12 protein-coding genes, 1 pseudogene and 1 riboswitch are annotated in these 11,676 nt (G+C 64.3%); of the genes and pseudogenes, 5 read left to right on the forward strand and 8 right to left on the reverse strand.

Annotated elements, in window-relative coordinates; all coding sequences use genetic code 11:
- Positions 1-228 precede the first annotated feature (228 nt).
- Positions 229-993, forward strand: coding sequence for a DUF4136 domain-containing protein (locus tag KQH55_RS02325; protein WP_235090126.1), 765 nt, complete (start codon positions 229-231; stop codon positions 991-993).
- 34 nt (positions 994-1,027) lie between these two features.
- Here KQH55_RS02325 and KQH55_RS02330 read toward each other — a convergent pair whose 3' ends face one another.
- The 6 genes from KQH55_RS02330 to KQH55_RS02355 form a co-directional block, all read right to left on the reverse strand.
- Positions 1,028-1,609, reverse strand: coding sequence for a TMEM165/GDT1 family protein (locus tag KQH55_RS02330; protein WP_235090196.1), 582 nt, complete (start codon positions 1,607-1,609; stop codon positions 1,028-1,030).
- 10 nt (positions 1,610-1,619) lie between these two features.
- Positions 1,620-1,808: riboswitch (yybP-ykoY riboswitch) on the reverse strand.
- A gap of 30 nt (positions 1,809-1,838) precedes the next feature.
- On the reverse strand, positions 1,839-3,209 hold the full coding sequence (locus KQH55_RS02335) for an NCS2 family permease (RefSeq protein ID WP_076797047.1): 1,371 nt from the start codon (positions 3,207-3,209) through the stop codon (positions 1,839-1,841).
- Positions 3,210-3,240: 31 nt separating this feature from the next.
- Positions 3,241-4,278, reverse strand: coding sequence for an adenosine deaminase (locus KQH55_RS02340; RefSeq protein ID WP_076797048.1), 1,038 nt, complete (start codon positions 4,276-4,278; stop codon positions 3,241-3,243).
- Positions 4,275-4,484, reverse strand: coding sequence for an XdhC family protein (locus tag KQH55_RS02345; protein WP_076797049.1), 210 nt, complete (start codon positions 4,482-4,484; stop codon positions 4,275-4,277). Before KQH55_RS02345 ends, KQH55_RS02340 begins: the two co-directional genes overlap by 4 nt.
- Positions 4,485-4,758: 274 nt before the next feature.
- Entirely contained in the window at positions 4,759-5,265 is a 507-nt protein-coding gene (locus tag KQH55_RS02350; RefSeq protein ID WP_076797050.1) for a disulfide bond formation protein B, read from the reverse strand.
- 54 nt (positions 5,266-5,319) lie between these two features.
- A complete protein-coding gene (locus tag KQH55_RS02355; RefSeq protein ID WP_076797385.1) occupies positions 5,320-6,711 on the reverse strand; it encodes an amidase in 1,392 nt (463 codons plus the stop codon).
- A gap of 294 nt (positions 6,712-7,005) precedes the next feature.
- Here KQH55_RS02355 and KQH55_RS02360 point away from each other — a divergent pair.
- From KQH55_RS02360 to KQH55_RS02375, 4 genes and pseudogenes are all read left to right on the forward strand, one after another.
- Positions 7,006-7,233: pseudogene (locus KQH55_RS02360) on the forward strand (gamma-glutamyl-gamma-aminobutyrate hydrolase family protein); the annotation flags it as partial.
- A 29-nt stretch (positions 7,234-7,262) separates the two neighbouring features.
- Positions 7,263-8,549, forward strand: coding sequence for an MFS transporter (locus KQH55_RS02365; RefSeq protein WP_076785294.1), 1,287 nt, complete (start codon positions 7,263-7,265; stop codon positions 8,547-8,549).
- A gap of 108 nt (positions 8,550-8,657) precedes the next feature.
- Positions 8,658-8,822, forward strand: a complete 165-nt coding sequence (locus KQH55_RS02370; RefSeq protein WP_235090127.1) for a hypothetical protein — start codon at positions 8,658-8,660, stop codon at positions 8,820-8,822.
- Between the two features lie 143 nt (positions 8,823-8,965).
- The gene (locus tag KQH55_RS02375) at positions 8,966-10,798 is read left to right on the forward strand and encodes an FAD-dependent monooxygenase (RefSeq protein ID WP_235090128.1); all 1,833 of its coding nucleotides are present in this window, start codon (positions 8,966-8,968) and stop codon (positions 10,796-10,798) included.
- A 3-nt stretch (positions 10,799-10,801) separates the two neighbouring features.
- On the opposite strand, the gene crcB is transcribed toward KQH55_RS02375, so the two are convergent.
- Both crcB and KQH55_RS02385 read right to left on the reverse strand, forming a co-directional pair.
- A complete protein-coding gene (gene crcB / locus KQH55_RS02380) occupies positions 10,802-11,182 on the reverse strand; it encodes a fluoride efflux transporter CrcB (protein WP_076797386.1) in 381 nt (126 codons plus the stop codon).
- A gap of 229 nt (positions 11,183-11,411) precedes the next feature.
- The gene (locus KQH55_RS02385) at positions 11,412-11,669 is read right to left on the reverse strand and encodes a formate dehydrogenase subunit delta (protein ID WP_370642900.1); all 258 of its coding nucleotides are present in this window, start codon (positions 11,667-11,669) and stop codon (positions 11,412-11,414) included.
- Positions 11,670-11,676 lie beyond the last annotated feature (7 nt).

Here is an 11,676-nt window from a genome sequence, read left to right on the forward strand (position 1 = left end):
GTATCCGTCGAAAGGTGGTTCAATGGCAATGGACCCGGGCCACGCCGTCGCACGGCGTCACGCGCCGCGTCGGGAAAGCATGGCGCGATCCGGTGTCTAACGTTTCAAGTGACCGCGGCGAGGCCGTGGCTATGTTGATCCGACGATTGTACAAAATAGATAATGGTCTTGCGTCGCGGGCGTTTCGCCGGGCGGCCGGTACGAAGGCCAAATCCAAGGAAAACCATGATGTTCAGACGATTGTTGCAGCACGTGACACGTGGGCGCCAATGGGCGGCCGGCTCGCTTGCGATGCTGGTGCTGCCGGGGTGCGCCAGCTATGTGACTTCGGACGTGATCGCGTTCAATGCGTGGAGCACCAGCGCCTCGGACCGCGACCGCACTTTTGCATTCAAGCGCGATGCACAGCAGCAGAACAGCATCGAGCAGTGCACCTATGAGGCGCAGCTCGCTGATGAGTTGTCGCACTACCATTTTCGACAGGTGGCGCCGACCAGCGCCCACTATGACGTCGAACTGGCCTATGGCACGCATGCCGGCAGCATTGTCGTGCAGCAACCGGTCTATACCGATCCATGGTGGCCGGGATGGGGACGACCGGGCCCGTGGTGGCCGTTCGGCATGATGCCGGCCTACGTCGATACGGCATTACCCGTGTTCGTGCAGAGCCTGACGATCCGCATGACGGAGCGCTCGAGCGGCAAGGAGCGATACAAGGTCACTGCGACGACGCCGACCGCGCGCCAGTCGTTGCCGCTCGCTATGCCCTACCTGATACGCAGCGCGCTGGCAGACTTCCCATTGCAGAACGGCACGACTCGGCAGGTGCGCCTGCCCGCCGAATTGCACGGACAGGCGGTGGGCGGCGCGCCGCCGTCGTTCAACGAGAAGGCTGCTCCGGCCGCGTCGCCGATGCGCGACGATGTTCCGGCGGCTTCGCCGAGGCGCGACGAGCAGCCAGCCCCGGATGCGTCACCGAGCGCGGGGCGCTGAGCGCCAAGCGTGGAGCGCGTGCGGCTCAACGGGGTCATTGACTGCCGAGGCCGACGCCGCACAGGGCCAGCACGCCGAGCACGATGAACATGACCGCGGCCATCGCCCCCACCGCGGTGGTGGGTAACCGATGGGCAAAACGCTCGCCCAGAAAAATCGCTGGTACGTTGGCAAGCATCATGCCCAGCGTGGTGCCGATGACCACGCTGGGCAGATCGTGGAATCGCGCGGCCAATGCGATTGTCGCAATCTGCGTCTTGTCGCCCATTTCCGCAATCAAAAACGTTAGCACCGTCGTGCCGAAGATGCCCAGCCGGGTCCGCGCGGGCCGCGCGTCTTCGATGCGCAATCTATCTGGCACCAGCACCCACGCGCCCATTGCGATGAACGACAGCGCGAGTGCCCAGCGCATCGCGCCGGGAGTGAGCAGCGACGACAGCCATTGGCCGAGCGCGCCGGCGCCGGCATGGTTCGCCAGCGTGGCGGCCAGCACGCCGAATACGATCGGCCAGGGTTTGCGATAGCGGGCGGCGAGCACGAGGGACAGCAGTTGTGTCTTGTCGCCGATCTCGGCGAGTGCGACGCCGCCGGCAGAAATGAGGAAAGCTTCGGTCATCAATGAGGTTATCCGCAGGCCGTGGATGCGCGAACGACGATTCACGCGCTGCCCGGCCTGTTCCGGCAGTTCGTGGATCACCGGTCTTGCCAGGCCTGAGGCTGCACCCGCCATGGCCGTCCACATCGCGCGGGCCAAGTATGTTGACGGATGCCTCTGCGCATCGCGTGCAGGGCGGCTACTCCCCAATGGGACGCGATTATAGCCGGATCGCGGGCTCGGGCCGCGCTCAGAGTTGGGCCAGCAGCAGCCCCGACAGCGCCGCGGCCGTCCACATGGCTGGCTTGACCTCGCGGGCCCGGCCGACGAACAGCTTCAGTACGACAAAGGCCAGAAAGCCATACGCGATGCCAGCGGTAATGGAGTACGTGAGCGGGATCAGGATCATCGCGATGAACGCAGGTATCGCCTCATCGAAGCGGTGCCATTCGATCCGCGTAATCGGCTCCATCATGAACACGCCGACCAGCACGAGCGCCGGGGCGGTGGCAATTGCCGGCACCAGCGATAGCAGCGGGGAGAGGAACAGAAACGGCAGGAAGCACACCGCGGCGACCACCGCGACTAGCCCGGTGCGTCCGCCTGCAGAAATGCCCGCAGCCGACTCGATGTAGGCGTTGGCCGGCGACGTGCCCAGTGGCGCGGACACCAATGCGGAGAACGCGTCAACGATCATCGATTGTCGGATGTTGCGCGGGTTGCCATCGGCATCTAGCAGGTTGCCGGCGTTGGACACGGCCATGAAGGTGGACAACGCATCGAAAAACGAAGTGAACAGCATCACGAAGATAAACGGCCAGTATGCGACCTTCAGCGCACCGACCAGGTCAAGTTGAAACAGCGCGGAGAAGTCCGGCGCCGCGACCAGGCCGTTCCAGTTCACCAGCGTGGGCGTGGCCATCGCCACCGGCCAGTACGCGCTGCCGTCGCCCCACAGGCGTCCGATCGGGATCGCCAGGATCGTCGTGACGACAATGCCGATCATCAGCGCACCGGTGATGCGACGCGCTACCAGCACCGTGGTGATTGCCAGGCCGGCGAGGAACGTGACGATGACCGGGTTCAGCGACGCGGCACGCACGATGGTCACCGGATCGGAGACCACGAATTTTGCATTGACCAGCCCGATCAGCGAGATGAACAGACCGATGCCACACGACAGCGCGTGCCGCAGATTGGCCGGGATTGCGTCGACCACTAGCCGACGCACGTTGAAGGCGGCCAGCACCGCGAAGATCACGCCCGACCAGAATACGCAGCCCAGCGCCGTTTGCCACGGCATGTTGCCTGCGTGCACCATGACGAACGCAAATAGCGCATTCATTCCCATGCCGGGCGCGACCAGCACCGGGTTGCGCGCGTACAAGCCCATCGCGCAACTGCCGGCGAAGCTGACCAGCACGGTGGCGCTGAGCGCTGCCGGAAACGGGATACCCGCCTGTGACAGGATGGCGGGATTGACTACGATGATGTACATTGACGTCAAAAACGTCGTGATGCCGGCCAGCACCTCGGTGCGCACGCTCGAACCGCTCTCGCGCACGCTAAAGAACCGCTCCGGCAGCGAAGCGTTGGCTGCCGCGCCGCGTTGATTTTCCATGGCTTGTTTCTCCTAAGTTCGCTTCAGTGCGTTATGGCATGGCTTGCGGCGCATGCCAGTACGCGTCCAGTAATGACAGATAGGCGGCGCGTTGCGCATCGGTGACGAACGATGCCTCGAATCCATTGCGGATGATCTTGTACAACTCGTCGTCGGTCAGCTTCAGTGCATCGGCGATCGCCAGGTAATTCTGGTTGATGTAGCCCCCGAAATAAGCGGGATCGTCAGAATTGATCGTCACCATCACGTCGGCATCGAGCAGCCGCTTCAGCGTATGCTCGGTCATGTCGTTGACGACGCACAGCTTTAGGTTCGACAGCGGGCAGACGGTCAGTGCAACGCGCGCGTCCGCCAGCCGCGCGACCAATGCCGCGTCCTCGATGCTGCGCACGCCGTGGTCGACGCGATGCACGTCCAGTACGTCGAGCGCCTCGACGACGTATGCCGGCGGCCCCTCTTCACCCGCGTGGGCGACCAACTTCAGGCCTCGCTCCTTCGCGAGGGCGAACACACGTGCGAACTTGGACGGGGGATGACCGTACTCGGACGAATCCAGGCCGACACCGATCAGCCTGTGCCCATACCGCTCGAACATCGGCAGCGCGGCATCAAACGTCTGCAACGCATGTTCTTCCGGCAGATGGCGCAGAAAGCACGGGATCAGCTTGCTGGAAAATCCTCGCGCCTCGGCCTTTGCCAGCGCCCGCTCCATGCCGGCTACCATGGTCTCGATTGACACGCCACGTTCGATATGAGTCTGTGGGTCGAAGAAGATTTCCGCATGGACGACGTGATCGGCCATTGCGCGTTCGACGTACGCCGTGGTCATGTCGTAGAAGTCTTGTTCGTGCAGCAGTACGCTTGCGCCGGCGTAGTAAATATCCAGAAACGACTGCAGGTCGGTGAACGCGTACGCGTCGCGCAGCGCCTGGACTGTCGGGTACGGCAGCGCAATGCCGTTGCGGCGGGCCAATTCGAAAATCAATTCTGGCTCCAGCGAGCCCTCGATATGGATATGCAGCTCCGCTTTCGGCGCGTGCGCGATCTTGTCAGCGAGGATCGGGTTCATGGCGACGGTGACATCGTGTGGGGATGGCGTTGTTCTACCACATGCAACAGTTGTGCCGCTACGGCGATCGCAATGGAGGCGGGTGCCTGGCTTGCAAGGCCCTCGGTGCCGATTGGGTACATCATCCGAGCCAATAGGGTAAGGTCGATGCCGAGCGCCGCCAGTCGATACTCGAATGGCATGCGCTTCGTCCTCGATCCGATCATGCCGAAATACGTGTAGTTGCCGCGCTCCAGATTGTACTCGGCGAGCAGCTTGATCCAGCGCTCAGTTGTGCGTCATTCTCGATCAGACGCAAGGTTAGGCCATCGGTGGTGCCTCGTGGATCGCTCCGTGTGGGGTCATGTCGTCCGTCGCGCGCAGGCACGGGCAAAGCAGCCGATGAAAGGGCTTCCGGGGCGGCGTATGGGGCGATGACGGGTGATGGCAGGGGGGCATCGCGCAGCATCAGGCCTCACGCGTCGCGCCTCATGCTTGGTGCTAGGCGCGTAGTTTGCGTGTACGCCACAGGCTGCGCGATACGAGCACGAACATGAGGCCGAACGCGATCAGTCCCCATTGCGGCAGACTCAGTCCGAGGATCGGCGGGTACGGTATCTCGCACAGTCCCGCGACCTTGAATGCGCCAGGCCACAGTTTGGCGAGTGGCAGTGCATCGACGATCGGCTCGAGTGCGTCGAAGCCACAATTGAACGACGGATTGGCTTGGACCTCGATATGCTGGATCGCGGCGGCCATCCCGCCGGCCGCCGCAACGACGATCAGTGTCTCCAATACCGCGATGCCGCGCCATCTCCGCAGCGTCGCGCCGATGAACGCGAATACAGCGATCAGCAAGAAGCAGTAACGCTGGATGATGCACAATGGGCACGGAGCTTCATGCTTGAAATACTGTAGATACAACGCGCCGCTGATCAGGGCGATGCAGACCAGTCCCAGCAGGACCAGCAGGCGTCGCTCACGGCGCATTCTCAACGAATCATTCATAGTGTTTTACTCAGTGAGGACGCGTCGGGACGCGTCGGACAAGCCAGCATGCGGTCATCGCAGCGGTGCGAGCACGGCTTCGACCGCGCGGCCCAGCATGAGCAGCGCAGCGTCGCGACCAGTGCCCGAGGCCAGCGTCAAGCCGACTGGCGCTTCGCCGTGACGCGAGCACGGCAACGACAGCGCGCAGCCGTCGAGGTAATTGATCATGCTCGGGTTGCGCAGTATCGTTGCGTTGACGCGCGCATAGACAGCGTCATCCGCTTGCAGTTCCGCGATGCGCGGTGGCACGATGGGCACGGTCGGACAGACAATGGCATCAAAGCTGTGCCATAGCGGCTCGGCCTGCGCGATGATGTCGGCTCGCTCGCGCAGCAACTCGATATAGTCGGCCGCGCTAGCGCGCTCGCCCTTGCGGATACGTGCCAGCACGCGCGGATCGTAGTCGCTGGCACGGTTTTCGATCAGCTTGCGGTGCCATGCGAACGACTCGATTGACGGCAGGCTCAGCCGGTTGACGTGCGCGAGGCGCTCGAGCGGCGCGAAACGCAGCTCGCTGACCCGCGCGCCGGCTGCCGAAAGGTGCTGAAGGGCGTCGTCATAGGCGCGCGCCACGCTCAGGTCCATGTCGTCGAGCATTAGGTGGGGCAGCGCGCCGAGCCGCACGCCTTCGATTGGCCGCGCCGGCGACACGACAGGCGGCAGGCCGGCCAGGATCCGGTCGGTGACGGCGCAGCAGGCGACCGACGAGCCGATGGGGCCGACTGAGTCGAGCGACGAAGACAGGGGCAGCACGCCATCAGTCGGAATGCGCCGCGCGGTTGGCTTGAAACCGGTCAATCCGCACAACGCGGCTGGAATGCGGACCGAGCCGCCGGTGTCCGTGCCGAGCGCCACCGCAGCCATTCCGTCGGCAACGCAGGCGGCCGCCCCCGACGAAGAGCCGCCGGCAATGCGGCGTTCGGCGTTGCCGGCGGTGCGCTGCCATGGCGAGGCCGGCGTGCCGTAGTGGGGGTTCAATCCCAGGCCGGAGAAGGCGAACTCGGTCATGTTAGTGCGTCCGATGATGACCGCGCCGGCTTGTTGCAGCCGTGCGACCGTGCTCGCATCGGTGCGGGCGGGCGGCGCGTCGGACAACACGACCGAGCCCGCACGGGTGACTTGGCCGGCGACGTCGAACAGGTCCTTAATCGAGACCGGCACGCCCATCAGCGGCGACAGCACTGTGCCGGCGGCGCGCAGCTTGTCCAGCGCATCCGCGCATTGGCGAGCCGCCTGTGCGTGCACCTCAATGAACACCGAGCGGCCTTGCCCGTGCGGCGCGGCGATCCGCTCGAGTGCAGTCTCGACCAACTCGCGGCTAGTGCTCGTGCCGGCCTGCAGTGCGGCGGCAAGTGCCGACAACGGCGGTAGCGGCGTGAAATCAGCGGTGTGGGAAACTGTCATGATCGAAGCCCATCCGGCAAGCAATATGTGGGGTCGTGGCGGCGTCATGGAAAACGTCGCGCCGTGCACGCATTGTATGCGAATGAAGGTCGTGGTTTGCCCGTGCGCAGTGAACGGCGGATAATGCGCGAACCCTGGCTGGAATGTGTGGATTTGCACGTCTGACGATTCACCATGAGCGAACCCTCGACTCCCCGCTTAGTTGAACCCGCGTCCGCCGATGCCTTATCCGGCAAGCTGCGACCCGAGGCCGAAACGGTGGGCGGCGTGCCCTCGGGCGCGCCGCCCAAGGATCCCAACTCGATTCACCACCAGGCGGTGAGGACCGTCGGGCGTGACCTGAACGTCGAGGCGATTTCGGCTGACGATGGCCTGGTGGAGGCTGTGCGCTATCGCCGCTCGCCGTTCGTCGTCGGCGTCCAGTGGCATCCCGAATTCCACCGGGCGGGCGGCGCCGAGCTGCTCGGCTGCACGCCGCTGCTCGATACATTCCTGCGCGCGGCGCGCGAGACCCGCTTCTAACTGTCGACGTTTTTCCCTCAGGAGGCCAGATGACTGCGACAACCGTGTCAGAATCGAAAGCGCGTACCGTGTTCCGCGTGACCAGCGGCAATTTCCTGGAGATGTACGACTTCATGGTCTACGGCTACTATGCGTCGGCGATCGCGAAGACGTACTTTCCGGCCGGCAGTGCGTTCGCATCGCTGATGCTGTCGTTGTCGGTGTTCGGCGCCGGCTTCCTAATGCGCCCGCTCGGGGCGATCGTGTTAGGGGCGTACATCGACCATCATGGGCGCCGCAAGGGCCTCTTCTTGACTTTGTCGCTGATGGCGGTCGGGACCGCGGCAGTGGCGCTCGTGCCCGGCTATGCGACGATCGGGCTTGCCGCACCGGCGCTGGTGCTGGCCGGCAGGCTGCTGCAAGGCTTCTCCGCCGGGGTCGAGCTCGGTGGCGTATCGGTCTATCTGGCGGAGATCGCGACCAAGGGGCGCAGGGGTTTCTACTGCGCGTGGCAGTCGGGCAGCCAGCAGGTGGCGGTGGTCTTCGCCGCGTTGCTCGGCGTGATCCTGAACCGCGTGTTGCCGGCCGACCAAATGGGGGAGTGGGGATGGCGGATCCCCTTCCTGGTTGGTTGCCTGATCGTTCCGTTTCTGTTTCTGATCCGGCGATCGCTGACGGAGACGGACGAGTTTCTGGCGCGCAAGCATCGCCCGACGATGGGCGAGATCTTCGCATCGATGGTCGCAAACTGGCGCACGGTGATCGCAGGCATGGGCCTGGTCATCATGACCACGGTGTCTTTTTATCTGATCACCGCGTACACACCCACCTTCGGTAAGGAGGTGCTCAAGCTGTCCGCTGTGGATACGCTCTTGGTGACGATTTGCATCGGCCTGTCGAACTTATTCTGGCTGCCGGTCAGTGGCGCGCTGTCGGACCGGATCGGGCGCCGCGCAGTCCTGGTCGCGTTCACGCTGGTCGCACTGGTGAGCGTGTATCCGGCGATGCAATGGCTGGTCGCGCATCCATCGTTCGAGCGGTTGCTGGCGGTGCAGCTGTGGCTCTCGTTCATCTACGCATGCTATAACGGCGCAATGGTGGCCGGCTTGACCGAAGTGATGCCCGCTGACGTCCGTACCGCCGGGTTTTCGCTCGCGTACAGCCTGGCCACGACTATCGGCGGCTTCACGCCGGCGATCTCGACTTACCTGATCCATGAGACCGGCAACAAGGCGGCGCCGGGTCTGTGGATGTCGGCCGCTGCACTGTGCGGCCTGATTGCGACGCTGGTCCTGTACCGCAGCGAGGCGGCGCGCAACCGGTACAAGCTGGCTTAGGCACGTGCGTGCGCCGTCCGAACGCGTTGAGATCGGCACGGGCCCAGTCACGTTGCAGCACCGACCAGGCGATGCCGATCCGGCTTGTGCGTAACGTACGAGACGGCCTTGCCACTTTTGCCGATACGCGGGCGGCGCTTGCAGATACGGCATGTTGGCGCCACGGCCAACGTATATTATGCTGTGGCCGGCGCCGGCCACGGTCGGGCGTTCGCGATCGCCGTCGCGCTGAGCGTGGCGATTGTCGCGTTGCAGGCGCTGATGGCTGGCTAGCCAATTCGATAGCGCTGCTGGCGGACGCCGGCCACCATCTGTCAGACGTGTTCAGTTAGGCGCGTTTCTTGCTGCCGTGTTGCGGCATGGGAAGCGCCACCGAATAGCCTAAACTGAACCGAACAACAGTGACGGAGCGCAGCATGGCCCATTCTTCGCTACAGCCACCGCAGGTGCTGATCGCGGGCGCCGGCCCGACGGGGTTGGCCGCCGCAATGAGCCTGGCGCGCGCGGGTATTGCGCTGCGCGTCATCGACCGCGCGCCGTGTCCCGCAACCACGTCCCGCGCGATCGGGATCCAAGCGCGTACGCTTGAATTGCTCGAGTTGCATCGCGTGGTGGAGCCGTTCATCGAGATTGGGCATCGGGGTCGTGCCGCCCATCTGTACTCGAACGGGCAAACGCTGTTGCGGCTCGATTTCGACCCGCTGCAGACCCGCTATCCTTACCTACTGTTCGTCGACCAGTCGCAGACGGAGAGCATTCTCGCTGAACATCTGCGCAAATTCGGCGTGGACATCGAGCGCGGCGTCGAGCTGATCGGGCTGCAACAGGACGCAGCGGGGGTTGACACGACACTGCGGCTGCCCGATGGGCGCGTGCAAACGCAGCGGGTACGGTATCTGGTTGGCGCCGACGGCGCACACAGCACGGTGCGCCACTTACTGGGCGGCGCGTTCGCTGGCGAAACGCTGGCGCAGTCCTTCCTGCTGGCGGATCTGCGCGTGGATTGGGCATTGCCGGTCGACGAATTCCAATTATTTGCCAGCGCCGAAGGATTGGCAGGGATCTTTCCGCTGGGCGGTGATCGCTACCGGCTGATTGCGGACCGGCCGCCGGTCGGCGCGGCGCATCAGGCCGCGGTGCGCATCGGGCTGCTCCATGCTACATCTTCGCCGACTGTCGGGGCGGGCGCACAGCCCGAAGGCCGCCTCGTTGGGGGCCGCCTGACACAGATCGGTGACGTCGAAGATCGGGAGCGCGAGACGGACGACGACAATGCTGGTCCTTCGCTCGACGAATGCCAGCAGTGGGTCGAGCGCCGCATCCATGTGCCGGTGCGGCTGTCGCAACTGGCGTGGTCCTCGTATTACCATATTCACAGCCGGATGGTGGAGCGGCTGCGCACCGGCAACGTATTCCTGGCCGGAGACGCCGTGCACGTGCATAGTCCGGCAGGTGCGCAGGGGATGAACACCGGGATCCATGAGGCGCTGAACCTAGGTTGGAAACTGGCGCAGGTACTCAACGGTGGCGCTCCGGATCACTTGCTCGATACGTACCATCTCGAACGCAATCCGATTGAGCGTGGCGTGCTGCGGCAGACCCGCTTTGTTACGCACCTGGTTGAGGCCGATCATGGCGTGCTGCGGCTCGTGCGTGACCAGATGATCCCGCTGATCGCATCGCTCGGACCGGTTCGTGATGCGGCGCGCCGCGCCGTGAGCGAGCTTGCGATTCAGTACCGGCGCAGTCCGCTGACGTTGGAGTGCCCGCTCGACGGGGGCGTGCGCGCTGGCGAGCGGGCGCCGGACGCATTGGTGCACGTGATGGATGGCCCGCTCGGTCAGGCGCCGTATGTGGCCCGACTGTTCGACTTATACGATCCGGTGAACTTTACTTTGCTGGTGATGACGTCGGCCAACGATGACGAGCCGCGTGCCGGCGAGGAGGCCGGCACCCTGGGCAGCTTTGCCGCCAAGATCGAGGCACTGCTTCGTGCGCGCGTACGTACATGGCGGGTGAGCGATACGCAACAGCCGTGCGATGCATCGGGCGAGAGCGCCTCGTCGTTGGCCTTTAGCTACGGACGCACGCGCCCGTGCTTCTACCTAGTTCGTCCGGACGGCTACGTTGCGGCCCGCGGACGGCTGCTGAGCGACGCTCCCGCGCTGCTGCGCTATGGCGAGGATTGGTTTGGCGCGCTGCCGCAAGCGCAGCGTGCGCGTGAAACGACGGTGGCATCGACCCGCTAGCGGCTAGCGGCGAAGCCACGCGACGCTGGCTAGCCCGGCCAGCGTCATGAGTACCGAGCCAGCCAGATGGATCGCGGCCTCGCTGACGGCCCAGCCGATGCGTCCGGCTTGCAGATGCGCGGTGATTTCGGCGGAGAAGGTCGAAAACGTCGACAAGCCGCCCATCAAGCCGGTGATGACGAATAGCCGCCACTGCGGTGCGAGATCCGCATGTTTGCCTAAGTACGCAATGGATACGCCTATCACATAGCCAGCAATCAGATTCGAGGCGAGCGTGCCGAGCGGCAACGCGGGAAGCACGTTGTTGTAGCGCGTGCTGAGTACCCAGCGTAGCAGCGAGCCGAGCGCGCCGCCTAACGCGACTGCGGCCATCGATGAAAGCATCGCGGTTTCCATTCGGGCGCTGCCCGGTAGACTAAATGCTGGATTCTAGCGGATGCGTCGTCAGTCGCCATGGTGTGGTGCATAGGCGTGTGTCACACAGGACGCACACGTGGCGGCCTGCGCGCGCTGCTCGGCGTGCCTATGGCCCGCGTCATGGCACGGGCAACCACAACCGCACGCTGCTCAGGCGTGTCGTGCAAGCGCCTCCTGCGGCTGCGAGGGGCGCGGGTTATGCCGGCGCGGCGGCCGGCATTAATCTGCCACGATAGCGAATAAGGGCCTCGCGCGTGATCGGCATCAAGTCGTCCAACGCCGGATCTACGCCGCGATCGAGCGCGTCGAGCAGCGTGCGTCGCATGCGCGGTTCCCAGAAGCGCTTTAGGTGATCGGCGATACCTTCGAGTGCAGCGTGTCGATCGGGCATCGATTCGAAGAACTCTCCAATGCGGTTGACCATGTCGACCAGGGTGTGCAGCGGCATTGCCATTGTCGAT

The sequence above is a fragment of the Mycetohabitans sp. B3 genome, assembly GCF_021498065.1.
In the GTDB taxonomy this organism is placed as follows: domain Bacteria; phylum Pseudomonadota; class Gammaproteobacteria; order Burkholderiales; family Burkholderiaceae; genus Mycetohabitans.

Excerpts from the sequence above, each read along its gene's own strand:
- KQH55_RS02325 (WP_235090126.1), top strand. The coding sequence starts at position 229 with ATGTTCAGACGATTGTTGCAGCACGTGACACGTGGGCGCCAATGGGCG.
- KQH55_RS02330 (WP_235090196.1), bottom strand. The coding sequence starts at position 1,609 with ATGACCGAAGCTTTCCTCATTTCTGCCGGCGGCGTCGCACTCGCCGAG.
- KQH55_RS02335 (WP_076797047.1), bottom strand. The coding sequence starts at position 3,209 with ATGGAAAATCAACGCGGCGCGGCAGCCAACGCTTCGCTGCCGGAGCGG.
- KQH55_RS02340 (WP_076797048.1), bottom strand. The coding sequence starts at position 4,278 with ATGAACCCGATCCTCGCTGACAAGATCGCGCACGCGCCGAAAGCGGAG.
- KQH55_RS02345 (WP_076797049.1), bottom strand. The coding sequence starts at position 4,484 with ATGATCGGATCGAGGACGAAGCGCATGCCATTCGAGTATCGACTGGCG.
- KQH55_RS02350 (WP_076797050.1), bottom strand. The coding sequence starts at position 5,265 with ATGAATGATTCGTTGAGAATGCGCCGTGAGCGACGCCTGCTGGTCCTG.
- KQH55_RS02355 (WP_076797385.1), bottom strand. The coding sequence starts at position 6,711 with ATGACAGTTTCCCACACCGCTGATTTCACGCCGCTACCGCCGTTGTCG.
- KQH55_RS02365 (WP_076785294.1), top strand. The coding sequence starts at position 7,263 with ATGACTGCGACAACCGTGTCAGAATCGAAAGCGCGTACCGTGTTCCGC.
- KQH55_RS02375 (WP_235090128.1), top strand. The coding sequence starts at position 8,966 with ATGGCCCATTCTTCGCTACAGCCACCGCAGGTGCTGATCGCGGGCGCC.
- crcB (WP_076797386.1), bottom strand. The coding sequence starts at position 11,182 with ATGCTTTCATCGATGGCCGCAGTCGCGTTAGGCGGCGCGCTCGGCTCG.
- KQH55_RS02385 (WP_370642900.1), bottom strand. The coding sequence starts at position 11,669 with ATGGCAATGCCGCTGCACACCCTGGTCGACATGGTCAACCGCATTGGA.